General features: G+C 40.2%; 12 protein-coding genes, 2 tRNA genes and 3 rRNA genes. 12 read left to right on the top strand and 5 right to left on the bottom strand.

The window, feature by feature from the left end; all coding sequences use genetic code 11:
* The first annotated feature begins 444 nt into the window (after nucleotides 1-444).
* On the top strand, nucleotides 445-1,416 hold the full coding sequence (locus GQR59_RS17580) for an IS30 family transposase (RefSeq protein WP_160064834.1): 972 nt from the start codon (nucleotides 445-447) through the stop codon (nucleotides 1,414-1,416).
* A gap of 247 nt (nucleotides 1,417-1,663) precedes the next feature.
* Here GQR59_RS17580 and rrf read toward each other — a convergent pair.
* The 5 genes from rrf to GQR59_RS17555 all read right to left on the bottom strand — a co-directional run bounded on the left by rrf (nucleotide 1,664) and on the right by GQR59_RS17555 (nucleotide 7,098).
* Nucleotides 1,664-1,779: ribosomal RNA gene (rrf, locus tag GQR59_RS17575) — 5S ribosomal RNA — on the bottom strand.
* A gap of 151 nt (nucleotides 1,780-1,930) precedes the next feature.
* A 23S ribosomal RNA gene (locus tag GQR59_RS17570) occupies nucleotides 1,931-4,818 on the bottom strand.
* Nucleotides 4,819-5,246: 428 nt separating this feature from the next.
* Nucleotides 5,247-5,322, bottom strand: a tRNA-Ala gene (locus GQR59_RS17565).
* 46 nt (nucleotides 5,323-5,368) lie between these two features.
* Nucleotides 5,369-5,445: transfer RNA gene (locus tag GQR59_RS17560), tRNA-Ile, on the bottom strand.
* Between the two features lie 108 nt (nucleotides 5,446-5,553).
* A 16S ribosomal RNA gene (locus GQR59_RS17555) occupies nucleotides 5,554-7,098 on the bottom strand.
* The 16S, 23S and 5S rRNA genes sit together here with 2 tRNA genes alongside, the layout of an rRNA operon.
* A 577-nt stretch (nucleotides 7,099-7,675) precedes the next feature.
* Between GQR59_RS17555 and mioC the strand changes: the two genes are divergently transcribed.
* From mioC to atpA, 11 genes are all read left to right on the top strand, one after another.
* Nucleotides 7,676-8,137 (top strand): FMN-binding protein MioC, encoded by a 462-nt coding sequence (mioC, locus tag GQR59_RS17550; RefSeq protein ID WP_160064832.1) that lies wholly within the window; start codon nucleotides 7,676-7,678, stop codon nucleotides 8,135-8,137.
* Nucleotides 8,138-8,507: 370 nt separating this feature from the next.
* Nucleotides 8,508-10,397 carry a tRNA uridine-5-carboxymethylaminomethyl(34) synthesis enzyme MnmG gene (gene mnmG, locus GQR59_RS17545; protein ID WP_160064830.1) on the top strand — a complete coding sequence of 630 codons (1,890 nt, stop codon included), beginning with the start codon at nucleotides 8,508-8,510 and terminating at the stop codon, nucleotides 10,395-10,397.
* Nucleotides 10,397-11,023, top strand: a complete 627-nt coding sequence (gene rsmG, locus GQR59_RS17540; protein WP_160064828.1) for a 16S rRNA (guanine(527)-N(7))-methyltransferase RsmG — start codon at nucleotides 10,397-10,399, stop codon at nucleotides 11,021-11,023. Before mnmG ends, rsmG begins: the two co-directional genes overlap by 1 nt.
* A 30-nt stretch (nucleotides 11,024-11,053) precedes the next feature.
* Nucleotides 11,054-11,848: a ParA family protein gene (locus GQR59_RS17535; RefSeq protein WP_160064826.1), complete on the top strand. Its 795-nt coding sequence runs from the start codon at nucleotides 11,054-11,056 to the stop codon at nucleotides 11,846-11,848.
* Nucleotide 11,849: 1 nt separating this feature from the next.
* Entirely contained in the window at nucleotides 11,850-12,758 is a 909-nt protein-coding gene (locus tag GQR59_RS17530) for a ParB/RepB/Spo0J family partition protein (RefSeq protein ID WP_160064824.1), read from the top strand.
* A gap of 227 nt (nucleotides 12,759-12,985) precedes the next feature.
* The gene (locus GQR59_RS17525) at nucleotides 12,986-13,396 is read left to right on the top strand and encodes an ATP synthase subunit I (protein ID WP_160064822.1); all 411 of its coding nucleotides are present in this window, start codon (nucleotides 12,986-12,988) and stop codon (nucleotides 13,394-13,396) included.
* Complete coding sequence (gene atpB, locus GQR59_RS17520) at nucleotides 13,380-14,180, top strand: F0F1 ATP synthase subunit A (RefSeq protein ID WP_160064820.1); 801 nt, start codon at nucleotides 13,380-13,382, stop codon at nucleotides 14,178-14,180. The genes GQR59_RS17525 and atpB overlap by 17 nt, the downstream gene beginning before the upstream one ends.
* Nucleotides 14,181-14,265: 85 nt before the next feature.
* Complete coding sequence (atpE, locus tag GQR59_RS17515; protein ID WP_025565310.1) at nucleotides 14,266-14,523, top strand: F0F1 ATP synthase subunit C; 258 nt, start codon at nucleotides 14,266-14,268, stop codon at nucleotides 14,521-14,523.
* 38 nt (nucleotides 14,524-14,561) lie between these two features.
* Nucleotides 14,562-15,032 carry a F0F1 ATP synthase subunit B gene (atpF, locus tag GQR59_RS17510; RefSeq protein ID WP_160064818.1) on the top strand — a complete coding sequence of 157 codons (471 nt, stop codon included), beginning with the start codon at nucleotides 14,562-14,564 and terminating at the stop codon, nucleotides 15,030-15,032.
* Nucleotides 15,033-15,043: 11 nt separating this feature from the next.
* Nucleotides 15,044-15,577 carry a F0F1 ATP synthase subunit delta gene (atpH, locus tag GQR59_RS17505; RefSeq protein WP_160064816.1) on the top strand — a complete coding sequence of 178 codons (534 nt, stop codon included), beginning with the start codon at nucleotides 15,044-15,046 and terminating at the stop codon, nucleotides 15,575-15,577.
* Nucleotides 15,578-15,589: 12 nt separating this feature from the next.
* Entirely contained in the window at nucleotides 15,590-17,131 is a 1,542-nt protein-coding gene (atpA, locus tag GQR59_RS17500) for a F0F1 ATP synthase subunit alpha (RefSeq protein ID WP_025565307.1), read from the top strand.
* The last annotated feature ends 45 nt before the right edge of the window (nucleotides 17,132-17,176 follow it).

Raw genomic sequence — 17,176 nt, 5'->3', positions numbered from 1 at the left:
ATAATTGAATTAATAAAATCGAAAAAATTTCATAGAATAAATTGTTTAGATGCAAATAATGGTTATAGGTATTATTAGTAGGATCGGAGCTATTAAATAGTAAATTAGTTCATAGGACCACAATATAATATCTAATATATTAACAGCCAAACATAGAGGATAAAAAAATAGAATAAAACAATATACACCTTCAACATTACTATTTAAAACTTAAATACATTTAATTATTCAGCACTTGATCATTGAATTTACTTTAAATATTATTTTACCTCCACTCTAATCAATAACCCTTTTTTTTGAAATGCTAAAAAACAATAAATAACTAAAATAAATCGATGAATAATATTGCTTGGATTCAGATCATAAGTGCATAACTTGAATTGGTAGAAAAGACGATCAGCTGAATAGTTGCTTATCGCTTTTTCTCCGGCAAGAGATGCAACAATGAAAACATATAAACAACTGACCTATGCGCAACGATGCCAGATTTACGCACTAAAGAAAATAGGCATGAGTCAAAATAAAATAGCTAAACAATTGAATGTGAGTCAATCGACGCTTAGTAGAGAGTTTGCTCGCAATACAGGCAAGCGAGGTTACCGTATTAATCAAGCTCAACAAGCAACAGTTAAACGCCGTATTGAAGCCTGTAAAGCAATAAAAATGACATCGACTCTGATTGCATTAATAAATGTAAAACTAGGTGAAAAATGGAGTCCGGACCAAATTTCAGGATGGCTTAAGAAAGAGCGTGGCATCAGTATTAGCTATGAAACTATTTACCAACATATTTGGTCCGATAAGCGGAATGGCGGTCAATTATTCCAACATCTGCGCCGAAAAGGGAAAGCTTACCAAACGCGTAATAAAGATAAGCAAGCTGGTCGAGGTTTTATCAAGAACCGCGTCAGCATCGATGAACGGCCTAATATCGTTGACACACGTAGCCGAGTTGGTGATTGGGAAATAGATTTAGTCATTGGTAAAGGACACAGCGGTGCATTGGTGACTATTGTTGAGCGTAAAACACGTTTTACAGTATCGACACGTATTGATGATAAATCAGCAAAGACTGTCACTGCGGCTACTATTGCATTATTAAAACCATTTGAAGATGCAGTGTTAACCATTACCGCTGATAACGGTAAAGAGTTCGCTTACCACGAAGAGTTAACCAAAAATTTAAAGTGTGCAGTCTATTTTGCAGATCCATATTGTTCATGGCAACGCGGTTTGAATGAAAATACAAATGGTTTATTAAGACAATATTGGCCCAAATCTATCGACTTTAAAAAAGTATCGAATTGGGCAGTAAAAGATGTAATAGTGAAACTCAATGAAAGACCAAGAAAGAAATTAGATTACAATACGCCAGCCAAATTAATGGCTGAACATATGGCAGCTATAGCTGCTTAGTCGTTATGCACTTCAGACTTGAATCTGCCTTGTTTTTACAGTTTATATTAAAAATAATAGAAAATTTTAACTAAATAAACTTAGTAACATTCTAATGTAGAGAGGTAATCAACAGAGTTTAAACCATAAGCAATACTTTCCATTAATCAACTGATCTATTTTACTGGTTAAATATTTGTTTATTGATTGTAAATTAAACGAAAAAATCCCTGCTGACGTTAGTCAACAGGGATTTTTCGTATTAGGCGCTTGGCAATGACCTACTTTCACATGAGGAGACCTCACACTATCATCGGCGCAGCTGCGTTTCACTTCTGAGTTCGGCATGGGATCAGGTGGTACCACAGCGCTATTATCGCCAAGCATAAAAAATAAATTAGAAAAGCTAATAGTCGATATGTTCTAATTCTGAAATTGTTTTATCTCGCAATATGTAAATATACTTCACAAGCGCTAGTTTAAAGAGTATCCACTCTATGTGTCTTGGTAAACACCAACACCACTTAGGTGTTGTATGGTTAAGCCTCACGGGTAATTAGTACAAGTTAGCTCAATACATTACTGCACTTACACACCTTGCCTATCAACGTTGTAGTCTCCAACGGCCCTTTAGGGAACTTAAAGTTCCAGTGAGAACTCATCTTGAGGCTCGCTTCCCGCTTAGATGCTTTCAGCGGTTATCGATTCCGAACGTAGCTACCGGGCAATGCATCTGGCGATACAACCCGAACACCAGCGGTTCGTCCACTCCGGTCCTCTCGTACTAGGAGCAGCCCCTCTCAATTCTCAAACGCCCACGGCAGATAGGGACCGAACTGTCTCACGACGTTCTAAACCCAGCTCGCGTACCACTTTAAATGGCGAACAGCCATACCCTTGGGACCGACTTCAGCCCCAGGATGTGATGAGCCGACATCGAGGTGCCAAACACCGCCGTCGATATGAACTCTTGGGCGGTATCAGCCTGTTATCCCCGGAGTACCTTTTATCCGTTGAGCGATGGCCCTTCCATTCAGAACCACCGGATCACTATGACCTACTTTCGTACCTGCTCGACGTGTCTGTCTCGCAGTTAAGCTGGCTTATACCATTGTACTAACCTCACGATGTCCGACCGTGATTAGCCAACCTTCGTACTCCTCCGTTACTCTTTAGGAGGAGACCGCCCCAGTCAAACTACCCACCAAACAGTGTCCCAAACCCCGATTCAGGGGCCATGGTTAGAACTCAAAACATACAAGGGTGGTATTTCAAGATTGGCTCCACGTCATCTGGCGACAACGCTTCAAAGCCTCCCACCTATCCTACACATGTAGGCTCTAAGTTCACTGCTAAGCTATAGTAAAGGTTCACGGGGTCTTTCCGTCTAGCCGCGGGTACACAGCATCTTCACTGCGATTTCAACTTCACTGAGTCTCGGGTAGAGACAGCATGGCCATCATTACGCCATTCGTGCAGGTCGGAACTTACCCGACAAGGAATTTCGCTACCTTAGGACCGTTATAGTTACGGCCGCCGTTTACCGGGGCTTCGATCAAAAGCTTCGACCTAAGTCTAACCTCATCAATTAACCTTCCGGCACCGGGCAGGCGTCACACCCTATACGTCATCTTACGATTTAGCAGAGTGCTGTGTTTTTAATAAACAGTTGCAGCCATCTGGTATCTTCGGCCTCTAGCAGCTTAGAGAGCAAGTCTCATCACCGCCAAAGGCGTACCTTCTCCCGAAGTTACGGTACCATTTTGCCTAGTTCCTTTACCCGAGTTCTCTCAAGCGCCTTGGTATTCTCTACCTGACCACCTGTGTCGGTTTGGGGTACGATCCTTTATTATCTGAAGCTTAGAGACTTTTCCTGGAAGCATGGCATCAATGACTTCAGTACCTTAGTACCTCGACATCGTATCTCAGTGTTAGTAGAAACCCGGATTTACCTAAGTCTCCCACCTACATACTTGAACCTGGACAACCATCGCCAGGCCCACCTAGCCTTCTCCGTCCTCCCATCGCAATAATAAAGGGTACGGGAATATTAACCCGTTTCCCATCGACTACGCCTTTCGGCCTCGCCTTAGGGGTCGACTCACCCTGCCCCGATTAACGTTGGACAGGAACCCTTGGTCTTCCGGCGGGGAGGTTTTTCACCCCCCTTATCGTTACTCATGTCAACATTCGCACTTCTGATACCTCCAGGATGCCTTACAGCTTTCCCTTCGACGGCTTACAGAACGCTCCTCTACCACGCATATAAATATGCGTCCGCAGCTTCGGTGATATGTTTAGCCCCGTTAAATCTTCCGCGCAGGCCGACTCGACTAGTGAGCTATTACGCTTTCTTTAAAAGATGGCTGCTTCTAAGCCAACTTCCTAGCTGTCTAAGCCTTCCCACATCGTTTCCCACTTAACATATACTTTGGGACCTTAGCTGGCGGTCTGGGTTGTTTCCCTTTCCACGACGGACGTTAGCACCCGCCGTGTGTCTCCCATGATTGCACTTGTTGGTATTCGGAGTTTGCAAAGGGTTGGTAAGTCGGGATGACCCCCTAGCCTTAACAGTGCTCTACCCCCAACAGTGATACATGAGGCGCTACCTAAATAGCTTTCGAGGAGAACCAGCTATCTCTTGGTTTGATTGGCCTTTCACCCCCAGCCACAAGTCATCCCCTAATTTTTCAACATTAGTGGGTTCGGTCCTCCAGTTGATGTTACTCAACCTTCAACCTGCTCATGGCTAGATCACCAAGTTTCGGGTCTAATCCCAGCAACTATTCGCCCAGTTAAGACTCGGTTTCCCTACGGCTCCCCTAAACGGTTAACCTTGCTACTGAAATTAAGTCGTTGACCCATTATACAAAAGGTACGCAGTCACGGAATAAATCCGCTCCTACTGCTTGTACGTACACGGTTTCAGGTTCTATTTCACTCCCCTCACAGGGGTTCTTTTCGCCTTTCCCTCACGGTACTGGTTCACTATCGGTCAATTAGGAGTATTTAGCCTTGGAGGATGGTCCCCCCATATTCAAACAGGATTTCTCGTGTCCCGTCTTACTCGTTTTCACTGTAAAGAAGTTTTTGTGTACGGGACTATCACCCTGTACCGTGGCACTTTCCAGAGCCTTCCACTAACTTTTAAACAGCTTAAGGGCTGTTCCGATTTCGCTCGCCGCTACTTTCGGAATCTCGGTTGATTTCTTTTCCTAAGGGTACTTAGATGTTTCAGTTCCCTCGTTTGCTTCGACTAGCTATGTATTCACTAGCCGATGACACTAAGTGCCGGGTTGCCCCATTCGGAAATTCCAGGATATAACGCTTGTTATCAACTCCCCTGGACTTATCGCAGATTACCACGTCCTTCATCGCCTCTAATTGCCTAGGCATCCACCGTGCACGCTTATTCACTTAACCATACAACACCTAAACAGTGTCTAGATGTGTATGTTGCTTCCAAGACGCTTGTGACTCATATTTTACATATGAAAAACAATCGTTTTTCGTGCACCTATCAATCTTACGATTGAGTAGATACGTACTCATTACTTTTTAATTTACATTAAAACGTAATGTGCTTTTTATTTTGCTTGATTACAGTATCTAATTTAACTACAAGTAGTTATTTTAAATACTGAGAACAATTTCGTTTATATTTATCACATCAATCAACTTACTCTGTAAAACAGAACTAAGTCATTGTTATTATGTGATAAATAAGAACATTTATCAGCTTTCCTAATTGTTAAAGAGCAGACTTTTTCGTTAAAAAAAGCCTTAGATAAGGAGTGTTGCTTATCTAAGGCTTCTCATCATGTTGGTCACTTATTCTATTTAAGAATGAGTGGTGGAGCTATGCGGGATCGAACCGCAGACCTCCTGCGTGCAAGGCAGGCGCTCTCCCAGCTGAGCTATAGCCCCAACATGGTGTATATAAATAGAAATCCAATTTCATTTTACAAGAAATTGGTGGGTCTGGGCAGATTCGAACTGCCGACCTCACCCTTATCAGGGGTGCGCTCTAACCAACTGAGCTACAGACCCAAACAGGTCTATCTATACGTCTCTTCACTTTCTAATCAAACAATCTGTGTGGGCACTCATTATTACTTGCGCCAATGTACCGGAATACAAAGGATGTGTTTCTTTACGTAAGGAGGTGATCCAGCCCCAGGTTCCCCTAGGGCTACCTTGTTACGACTTCACCCCAGTCATGAACCACACCGTGGTCATCGCCATCCCCGAAGGGTTAAGCTAATGACTTCTGGTGCAGCCCACTCCCATGGTGTGACGGGCGGTGTGTACAAGGCCCGGGAACGTATTCACCGTGGCATTCTGATCCACGATTACTAGCGATTCCAACTTCACGGAGTCGAGTTGCAGACTCCGATCCGGACTACGACAAACTTTAGGAGATTCGCATACCATCGCTGGTTAGCAGCCCTTTGTATTTGCCATTGTAGCACGTGTGTAGCCCATCCCGTAAGGGCCATGATGACTTGACGTCGTCCCCACCTTCCTCCGGTTTATCACCGGCAGTGTCCCTAGAGTTCCCGGCATAACCCGCTGGCAAATAAGGATAAGGGTTGCGCTCGTTGCGGGACTTAACCCAACATTTCACAACACGAGCTGACGACAGCCATGCAGCACCTGTCTCAGAGTTCCCGAAGGCACTCATCAATCTCTTGGTGATTCTCTGGATGTCAAGGGATGGTAAGGTTCTTCGCGTTGCATCGAATTAAACCACATGCTCCACCGCTTGTGCGGGCCCCCGTCAATTCATTTGAGTTTTAACCTTGCGGCCGTACTCCCCAGGCGGTCTATTTAATGCGTTAGCTTTGAATCCCACGGCATATAGCCACAAAATTCTAATAGACATCGTTTACTGCGTGGACTACCGGGGTATCTAATCCCGTTTGCTCCCCACGCCTTCGCGCCTCAGCGTCAGTCTTTGTCCAGGTGGCCGCCTTCGCCACTGGTATTCCTTCAGATCTCTACGCATTTCACCGCTACACCTGAAATTCTACCACCCTCTACAAAACTCTAGTTAACCAGTTTCAAATGCAGTTCCAAGGTTGAGCCCTGGGATTTCACATCTGACTTAATTAACCGCCTACGCGCGCTTTACGCCCAGTAATTCCGATTAACGCTCGCACCCTCCGTATTACCGCGGCTGCTGGCACGGAGTTAGCCGGTGCTTCTTCTGCGAGTAACGTCACAGATAAAACCTATTAAGATTTACCCTTTCCTCCTCGCTGAAAGTGCTTTACAACCCGAAAGCCTTCTTCACACACGCGGCATGGCTGCATCAGGCTTGCGCCCATTGTGCAATATTCCCCACTGCTGCCTCCCGTAGGAGTCTGGACCGTGTCTCAGTTCCAGTGTGGCTGGTCATCCTCTAAGACCAACTAGGGATCGTCGCCTTGGTAAGCCATTACCTTACCAACTAGCTAATCCCACTTGGGCTACTCTTATGGCGTGAGGCCCGAAGGTCCCCCACTTTGATCCGGAGATGTTATGCGGTATTAGCAGTCGTTTCCAACTGTTGTCCCCCACCATAAGGCATATTCCCAAGCATTACTCACCCGTCCGCCACTCGTCAGCAAAGTAGCAAGCTACTTTCTGTTACCGTTCGACTTGCATGTGTTAAGCCTGCCGCCAGCGTTCAATCTGAGCCATGATCAAACTCTTCAATTTAAAGTTTAATTTGCACTTAATTAAAAGTGCGACTCAATACTACTGACTAAAACTTACTGCTAATCACTTATATAAATATAAGAAACTCACAATTTATTATTCTGAAATAATGAATTATTTCGTGTGTCACTATTATTGATGTTGCCTTTACAAGAAAGGACTTTGATTTTTTGAAATCACATCAACAACAAGTGCTCACACAGATTGTTTGATTAAATTGTTAAAGAGCGTGCCTTTCGGCTAGGCGGCGTATATTACGCGCCTTTCGAACAATGTCAACGTCTTATTTTAACTTAATTTTAAACCGAAGTTCGAATCGTTAAAGCGTTTCTTTTATTCTCAAACTCGCTAGGTAACTTGCGCTACATCCCGTGTCTGTGGGGTCGCATTATAGGGATTGAGATCACATTGGCAAGTGTTAATTACTGTTTTATTCGATTTTTTGTTTGAATGATTATTTAGCGAACAACCTGCTTTATTTTTATACTAATTCATCTCTATATTTACTATTTATCTCGTTATAATGTATCTCTGTTTTATAAGTTCATTATTTCTATATATAGAGAGAGTAAATATTGTGATTAATATAGATATATTAGTTGGTAGTACATTAGGCGGAACGGAATATGTAGCTGAAGCGACACAGCCATTTTTAGAAGCTGCAGGTTTTGCTTCTCAAGTTCACTTTTCTCCAGACCTGACATTGTTAGATATAGAAGGTCAACATATATGGTTAATTTGTTTAGCAACACATGGTGCAGGAGATTATCCAGATAACTTTAAAATGTTTGTTGAACAGATTAATAATCTATCAGACGAATTAACGAATGTGCATTTTGGTTTAATTGGCGTTGGCGATTCAAATTACGATACTTATTGCCATGCAGCAAAACATTTTGATCTTCTGTTAAGAGATAAAGGTGCTACGCGTTTAGGTAATATTTTCAATATTGATGTCGTTGATTCTCCAATTCCTGAAGATCGTGTTGACGATTGGATCCCATTATGGATAAAAGATCTTAATTTATTAACGAATTAATGATTAAGTTACCCACAAGGTTCTGTGCATAATCCATTTATAACTATTGAATTAGTTTGGCGTAATTACTTTATAAAAATGTGCATAAGAGGCCCTGTTGATAAAGGCTGTTTCTATACGCAGGTTGATCGCATTAAGATCCCTTATTATGCACACGATCGGATCTCTTTTAAGATCCTGATCTTTAATCGTTTAAACGTGTTTTACACAGAAATGCGTTTGCTTAATAAGTATAGTAATAAAAGATCTTTAAAGATCTATATATAATACTAATACTATTGTTTTCTTTTAAAACAACCTTGTTGCTTTCCTTTATTTTTTAAAAGAGTAAAATCACGCTTTAATTTTATACTGCTGTATTTGGAATATTATGATTTACCATGAACAATTTGACGTTATCGTTATTGGCGGTGGCCATGCGGGAACAGAAGCTGCTGCTGCGCCAGCTCGAATGGGATTAAAAACCCTGTTATTGACTCACAATATTGAGACTTTGGGTCAGATGTCATGTAACCCTGCTATTGGTGGGATTGGTAAAGGACATCTTGTTAAAGAGATTGATGCTTTAGGTGGTTTAATGGCATCAGCGATTGATAAAGGTGGTATTCAATTTAGAACCCTTAATTCAAGTAAAGGACCAGCTGTTCGTGCTACTCGTGCACAAGCGGATCGTCTTCTGTACAAAGCAGCCATTCGTGAAAAATTAGAAAACCAAGAAAACTTAAAAATATTCCAACAGGAAGTTGAAGATCTTATTATTGAAAACGATCGCGTTGTTGGTGTAATCACTAAAATGGGCGTTCGCTTTTCTGCAAAAACAGTTGTTTTGACAGTAGGTACTTTCTTAAACGGTTTAATTCATATTGGTTTAAAAAATTACAGTGGCGGTAGAGCTGGTGATCCAGCTTCGATTACGTTATCTGATCGATTAAAAGAAATGCCATTACGCATGGGACGTTTGAAGACAGGTACACCAGCACGTATTGATGCGCGTAGTATCGACTTTTCTGGCTTAGAAGTTCAACATGGCGATGATCCAACACCTGTATTTTCATTTTTAGGAAGTCGTAGTGAACACCCTCGTCAAATCCCATGTTATATCACTCATACCAATGAGAAAACACACGACATCATTCGAGCTAATTTAGATAGAAGCCCTATGTACTCTGGTGTAATTGAAGGTGTAGGACCTCGCTACTGCCCTTCAATTGAAGATAAAATCATGCGTTTTGCTGATAAAAATTCGCATCAAATTTTTGTTGAGCCAGAAGGATTAACGACGCACGAAGTTTACCCTAACGGTATTTCTACTAGCCTACCTTTTGATGTTCAACTTGAATTTATTCAATCGATGAAAGGATTTGAGAATGCTTTTGTAACTCGACCTGGTTATGCCATTGAGTATGATTATTTCGATCCACGCGATCTTAAAGCGACTTTAGAAAGCAAATATATTGATGGTTTATTCTTTGCTGGGCAAATCAACGGTACAACTGGTTATGAAGAAGCAGGAGCACAGGGCTTGTTAGCAGGCATGAATGCGGGGTTACAGGTACAAGATAAAGAAGGTTGGGCTCCACGTCGAGATCAAGCTTATATGGGTGTACTCGTTGATGATCTATCAACATTAGGTACTAAAGAACCTTACCGTATGTTTACTAGTCGCGCTGAGTATCGATTACTGTTACGTGAAGATAATGCTGATACCCGTTTAACAGAGAAAGGCCGTGAACTCGGTTTAGTTGATGATATTCGTTGGAAAGCCTTTAGTGAAAAACAAGAACTAGTAGAAACTGAATTAAAACGTTTGAAAGGCCAATGGATTAACCCAAATTCTATTAATGCCGATAAAATTAATGAATTATTGAAAAAACCTATGCAGCGTGAAAGTACATTGGAAGCAATGATACGTAGACCCGAAGTTACTTATGAAGGCTTGATGAAAATTGAAGGATTAGGACCTGCGATTGCTGACCCTATTGCTGCAGAGCAAGTTGAAATAAATATAAAATACCAAGGTTATATCGATCGTCAGTTAGATGAAATAGAAAAGCTGAAACGTCATGAAGATACTGCGTTACCTGTCGATCTTGATTATTCTGAGATTAAAGGTCTTTCAAATGAAGTAACAGCTAAATTGAACGATATAAAACCGCACAGCATTGGACAAGCATCAAGAGTATCAGGAATCACCCCTGCTGCTATCTCCATTTTATTGATCTATTTAAAGAAAAGCGGCGTTCGTCGTAAGGCTGGATAATGAATTTACGCTCTCAATTAGATAGCCTTTTAGCACAAACAGACTTAATCGTAAGTAATCAACAGGCTTCACAACTAGTAGCGTTAGTCGAGTTATTAGCTAAGTGGAATAAGGCTTATAACCTTACTTCTGTCCGTGATCCATCACAAATGCTTGTCAAACATATTTTGGACAGTATAGTCGTATCTCCTTATTTACAGGGTGATAGTTTTATTGACGTTGGTACTGGACCGGGATTACCTGGCTTACCTTTGGCTATTTTAAATCCTGATAAGCAGTTTGTTTTATTAGACAGTTTAGGAAAGCGGATGCGTTTCATTCGTCAAGCTATTCTCAGTCTAGGGCTTAAAAACGTTGAAATAGTACAAAGTCGTGTTGAAGAATATCAACCTAAAGTTGGTTTTGATTGTGTGCTAAGTCGTGCCTTTGCTTCATTAGAAGATATGCTATCTTGGTGCAGTCACTTACCTAATGAAAGTGGACATTTTTTAGCCCTTAAGGGGCAATATCCTGAATCTGAAGTAGTTAATTTAGATTCTAAATTTGAATTTATAGAGTCAGTTACATTACAAGTCCCACAATTAGATGGTGAACGCTGTTTAGTCAAAGTTAAGCGTGTATCGTAATAACTCTCATATATTATTAAGTAGGTTTTTGTGGGTAAAATAATAGCAATTGCAAATCAAAAAGGTGGTGTTGGTAAAACCACTACTTGTGTTAATTTAGCGGCCTCAATGGCTGCAACAAAACGCAAAGTATTAATAATCGATCTCGATCCTCAAGGTAATGCAACCATGGGTAGCGGTATCGATAAATATGAAGTTGCACATACTGCCTATGATCTATTAATTGATGAATTACCACTTTCTGAAGTAGTTGAAACAGAAACAACAGGTGGTTTTCATTTAGTAGCGGCTAACAGTGACGTTACAGCTGCTGAAGTTAAGTTAATGACCTTTTTTGCTCGTGAAACGCGCTTAAGAACAGCTTTAGAAGGCGCTAGGGATGTATACGATTACATTTTTATTGATTGTCCCCCTTCATTGAACATGTTGACTGTTAATGCCATGACAGCTGCTGATTCGGTTCTAGTGCCAATGCAATGTGAGTATTATGCTTTAGAAGGATTAACTGCCTTAATCGATACTATTAGTAAATTAACGGCCGTTGTTAATGCAGATCTAAAGATCGAAGGTATCTTGCGTACAATGTATGACCCTCGAAATCGATTATCAACCGATGTATCTGATCAACTTAAAAAACATTTTGGCGATAAAGTTTACCGTACGATCATCCCTCGTAACATTCGTTTAGCTGAAGCGCCTAGTTTCAGTAAACCGGTGATGTATTATGATAAAAACTCAACGGGTGCGAGAGCTTATTTGTCATTAGCTGGTGAAATATTAAGACGAGAAGAACAATCTATCAGTACTGATCAGGAAGTGATTTAATATGTTAGGTAAAAAAAGAGGGTTAGGGAAAGGATTAGACTCATTGTTAAGTAGCAGTACTGTTACACGCAATAAACAAGTATCCCACGATATTAATGCTGAAAAGACACAGCAGCTTGTTAATAATGAACAAGGTGCCCTTCAGGATATAGATATCAACCTGTTACAGGTTGGTAAGTACCAACCTCGTCGAGATATGTCTGCGGATGCATTACAAGAATTAGCTAACTCGATTCATGCTCAAGGTATCATTCAACCGATTGTAGTTCGTGAGACCGGTCATCAAAAATATGAGATTATTGCAGGTGAACGTCGTTGGCGTGCAGCTAAAATAGTTGGATTAGGCTCTATTCCGTGTTTGATTAAAAATGTGGAAGATGATGCTGCGATTGCGATTGCTTTAATTGAAAATATTCAACGTGAAAATCTTAATGCAATGGAAGAAGCAATTGCTTTAAAACGGATTGTTGATGAATTTGAATTAACTCATCAAGAAGTAGCAACTGCAGTTGGTAAATCACGTACAGCAGTTAGTAATTTATTACGATTAAACAACTTGAATGAAGATGTTCAAATATTATTAGAGCATGGCGACTTAGAAATGGGCCACGCTAGAGCTTTATTGGTATGTGAAGGACAATTACAATCTGATCTTGCTAAGACGGTTGTCAGTAAAGTATTGAGTGTTCGTGACACTGAGAAATTAGTAAAACAGGCTCACTCCCCAGAAAAAGTTAAAACATCCCCATTACTTTGTGACAAAACTGAGTTGTTTGTTACAACTTTAGAAAATAAATTTGGTCTCAAAGTAACAGCTAAAAATAATAAAAATGGCAATGGAAAACTGGTCATTGACTACACTTCTATCGCTGACTTAGATGCATTGATCACATTAATTGAAAATAATTAAAAATAAATAGATATTTTCAACAATTTATTATTTTAGGTCATCAAATATTTAATTGATTTAATATTAAATATACCTCAAATTTACTCTATTCTTGTATCACAAGAGCTCGCTTATATTGCATTGACATTTTTTGTCGGTATAATTTGCGCGGGTTTTAGTTTGTGACAATAAAATGATTAATTTAGTTATTTTTAATGTTTCAAACTAGCTAGTAAAAGGAAATCGGAGTGGTTGATAAACTAGCAAAAAAAGGTCAGGTTTCAGGGCTGAAATTAGTGGCTTTTCAATTATTATTAGTGCTATTTGCTGCATTGATTTCAACAGTGTTTTTTTCGAATAAAGCCGGTTACTCAGCTTTGCTAGGAGGAATCACTTTTTTGCTTCCTAATCTTATTTTTGTTTTGATGACATTTGCTCACGCAGGTGCTCGGCAATCTCAGAAGGTACTTAGGGGGTTTTACGCAGGGGAGGCTATTAAACTCTTTTTAACTGTGCTGTTGTTTGTTGTGTTTTTAAAATATGGAACGTTATCATTGATCGCTTTTTATATTTCATTTGCATTACTTGTTACTTCGCAGTGGTTAGCGCCTTTCTTTTTCTATAACAACGATGGGATAAAACATGTCAGGTCAAGGTGAAGCTCTAACATCATCAAGTTATATTCAACATCATTTAACAAACCTTACATGGAGTGTTGATGGTGGCTGGAATGCGCATGATGCTGGATTTTGGACTTTTCACGTCGATTCTCTACTGGTAGCAGTAGGCCTCGGTGTATTATTTCTTTGGTTGTTTCGTAGTGTTGCAAAACATTCTACTGTCGGTGTACCTGGTAAGTTACAGTGTTTCATCGAAATGGTAATTGATTTTGTAGACGAGAATGTAAAAGATACATTTCATGGCAAAAATGCCTTGATAGCACCTTTAGCATTAACTATTTTTGTTTGGGTTTTCTTAATGAACCTAATGGATTTAGTTCCTGTTGATTTGCTACCTCACGCTGCGCAAGCTATCGGAGTACCTTATCTTAAAGTTGTACCTACAACTGATTTAAACGTAACACTTGGTATGTCATTGAGTGTCTTCGCTTTAATCATTTACTACACTGTTAAAGTAAAAGGTTTTGGTGGGTTCGTTAAAGAACTAACTATGCAACCATTTAACCACTGGGCATTTATCCCTGTAAACTTCCTACTTGAATCTGTGACGCTATTAGCGAAACCTGTTTCATTAGGTCTGCGTTTATTCGGAAATTTATATGCTGGTGAGTTAATATTTATTTTGATAGCACTACTGGGTTACTGGCAATTACCACTGTACTTTCCGTGGGCAGTATTCCATATTTTAATTATTGTTCTACAAGCTTTCATATTTATGATGTTAACTATCGTATATTTGAGCATGGCACACGAAGATCATTAATTATTTAGGTATGACGTTAACTTTTACTTTTATTAGTAATTACTTTTAAACATTAAAACAACTTATTTTATTTGGAGAATTTTTCATGGAAACAGTATTAGGTTTTACTGCAATCGCTGTAGCACTTCTAATTGGTTTAGGCGCTGCTGGTACAGCTATCGGTTTTGGTATCTTAGGTGGTAAATTCCTAGAAGGTGCTGCTCGTCAACCTGAAATGGCACCTATGCTACAAGTTAAAATGTTCATCGTTGCTGGTCTTATCGATGCAATCGCAATGATCGGTGTTGGTATTGCATTATTCTTCACATTTGCAAACCCATTTGTAGCTCAACTAGCGGGCTAATAACGGATCCTAATTTACTTAATTACTAAGGAGCTGTTATGAATATTAATGCAACCCTAATTGGCCAAGCTATTGCATTTGCAATATTTGTTTGGTTCTGCATGAAGTATGTGTGGCCACCACTTTTAGACGCAATTGAAGCGCGTCAAAAGAAAATTGCTGATGGTTTAACTCAAGCTGAACGTGCAGGAAAAGATCTTGAACTTGCGCAAGCAAAAGCGGCTGAAAAGCTGAAAGAAGCTAAAGCACAAGCAGCAGAAATTATTGATCAAGCTAATAAGCGTCGTACACAAATTGTTGAAGAAGCTAAAAATGAAGCCGTCACTGAGCGCAATAAAATTATTGCACAAGGTGAAGCAGAGGTTGAAGCTGAACGTAACCGAGCTCGTGAAGAGTTACGCCAACAAGTTGCTGTTCTAGCTATTGCGGGTGCTGAGAAAATCATTAAGCGTACTATCGATAAAGAAGCGAATAGCGACATTATTGATAAATTAGTTGCCGAACTATAAGGAGCGAAGTTATGTCTGAATTGACTACTGTAGCTCGTCCTTATGCAAGAGCCGCTTTTGAATTTGCAGTTGATAAAAACACTATCGAAGCTTGGTCTACGATGCTGTTTTTTGCTTCTGAAGTTGCGCAAGATGCAACGATAGCAAAAATATTAACACGCGATAAAGCACCACAAGAGTTAGCTGATCTATTTCTTAATGTTTGTGGCGATCAACTCGATGAGAGTGGTCAAAACTTTATTAAAGTATTAGCTGAAAATGGACGTTTGAGTGTTTTGCCTCGCATTGCACAACTTTTTGCTGGTTTAGAAACTGAGTATAATAAAGAGGTAGATGCTAATGTCGTCTCCGCTTATGCACTTTCTAACACACAACTTAAAGAGTTGAGTATATCGCTAGAAAAACGTCTCGCACGAAAAGTAAACCTAAATTGTAGTATTGATAAAAGTTTAATTGCCGGGATGGTAATTACTGCTGGAGATTTAGTGATTGATAGCACAGCTAGCGGTCAATTATCTCGTTTATCACATACCTTACAATCATAATGGGAAGTTAGCATGCAACTGAATTCCACTGAAATTAGCGATCTTATCAAGCAACGAATTGGAAAATTTGAAGCGGTAAGCGAAGCGCGAAATGAAGGTACAATCGTTTCTGTAAGCGATGGTATTATTCGTATCAATGGCCTTGCTGAATGTATGCAAGGTGAAATGATCGAACTACCAAATGGTAGCTTTGCTATGGCACTTAACCTTGAGCGTGACTCGGTAGGTGCAGTAGTAATGGGACCTTACCGTAACCTTAAAGAAGGTGAAAAGGTAAAATCAACTGGTCGTATTCTTGAAGTACCAGTAGGTAAAGGTCTTCTTGGCCGTGTTGTAAACACAATGGGTGAGCCGATTGATGGAAAAGGACCTATCGAAAACGATGGTTACTCTCCAATTGAAGTTATTGCACCTGGTGTTATCGATCGTAAATCAGTTGATCAACCAGTACAAACTGGTTGGAAATCAATTGATTCAATGATTCCAATCGGTCGTGGTCAACGTGAACTTATCATCGGTGACCGTCAAGTAGGTAAAACTGCTATTGCAATCGATGCAATCATTAACCAAAAATCAACAGGTTTATACTCAATCTATGTAGCAATTGGCCAAAAAGCGTCAACAATTGCCAACGTAGTACGTAAACTTGAAGAGCATGGCGCATTAGAAAATACTATCGTTGTTGTTGCCTCAGCTTCTGAAGCTGCTGCACTGCAATACCTAGCACCATATGCTGGTTGTTCAATGGGTGAATACTTCCGTGATCGCGGTGAAGATGCACTAATTGTATATGATGATCTTTCTAAGCAAGCTGTTGCTTACCGTCAAATATCATTATTGCTTAAACGTCCACCTGGCCGTGAAGCTTATCCTGGTGATGTTTTCTACCTTCACTCGCGTCTTCTAGAGCGTGCATCTCGTGTAAGCGAGCATTACGTTGAAACCTTTACTAAAGGTGCAGTGAAAGGTAAAACTGGTTCATTAACAGCATTACCAATCATTGAAACACAAGCGGGCGATGTATCTGCATTCGTACCTACTAACGTAATCTCTATTACAGATGGTCAGATATTCTTAACAACTGAGCTATTTAATAGTGGTGTACGTCCAGCCGTTGATCCAGGTATCTCTGTATCACGTGTTGGTGGTGCTGCTCAGTGTAAAGTGATTAAAAAGCTTTCTGGTGGTATTCGTACTGCTTTAGCGCAATACCGTGAATTAGCAGCGTTTGCACAGTTTGCATCTGATTTAGATGAAGCGACTCGTAAACAGCTTGATCATGGTAAAAAAGTAACTGAATTAATGAAGCAGAAACAATATGCTCCAATGTCAGTTGTTGAACAAGCGTTATCACTATTTGCTGCAGAGAAAGGCTTCTTAAATGATGTCGATGTTGAAAAAGTATTAGACTTTGAAGCATCTTTAATCTCTTACGCTAAAAATGAGCATGCTGAGTTCTATGCTCAAATTAATGCATCTGGTGATTACAACAAAGAAATTGAAGGGCAATTTAAAGCTCTTTTAGAATCTTTCGTTGCGACGCAAACCTGGTAATTAATTAACGGCGCGAGTCGTTAATTAGCATTAATTAGGAGTTAG

The organism is Psychromonas sp. L1A2 (genome assembly GCF_009828855.1).
GTDB lineage: Bacteria > Pseudomonadota > Gammaproteobacteria > Enterobacterales > Psychromonadaceae > Psychromonas.
Note: the sequence above shows the minus strand (reverse complement) of the source record. Positions and strands in the feature narration are given on the sequence as shown.

What these genes read in the sequence shown, in the direction of transcription:
- GQR59_RS17580 (WP_160064834.1), top strand. Translation starts at nt 445, where the DNA reads ATGAAAACATATAAACAACTGACCTATGCGCAACGATGCCAGATTTAC.
- mnmG (WP_160064830.1), top strand. Translation starts at nt 8,508, where the DNA reads ATGATTTACCATGAACAATTTGACGTTATCGTTATTGGCGGTGGCCAT.
- rsmG (WP_160064828.1), top strand. Translation starts at nt 10,397, where the DNA reads ATGAATTTACGCTCTCAATTAGATAGCCTTTTAGCACAAACAGACTTA.
- GQR59_RS17530 (WP_160064824.1), top strand. Translation starts at nt 11,850, where the DNA reads ATGTTAGGTAAAAAAAGAGGGTTAGGGAAAGGATTAGACTCATTGTTA.
- atpB (WP_160064820.1), top strand. Translation starts at nt 13,380, where the DNA reads ATGTCAGGTCAAGGTGAAGCTCTAACATCATCAAGTTATATTCAACAT.
- atpE (WP_025565310.1), top strand. Translation starts at nt 14,266, where the DNA reads ATGGAAACAGTATTAGGTTTTACTGCAATCGCTGTAGCACTTCTAATT.
- atpF (WP_160064818.1), top strand. Translation starts at nt 14,562, where the DNA reads ATGAATATTAATGCAACCCTAATTGGCCAAGCTATTGCATTTGCAATA.
- atpH (WP_160064816.1), top strand. Translation starts at nt 15,044, where the DNA reads ATGTCTGAATTGACTACTGTAGCTCGTCCTTATGCAAGAGCCGCTTTT.
- atpA (WP_025565307.1), top strand. Translation starts at nt 15,590, where the DNA reads ATGCAACTGAATTCCACTGAAATTAGCGATCTTATCAAGCAACGAATT.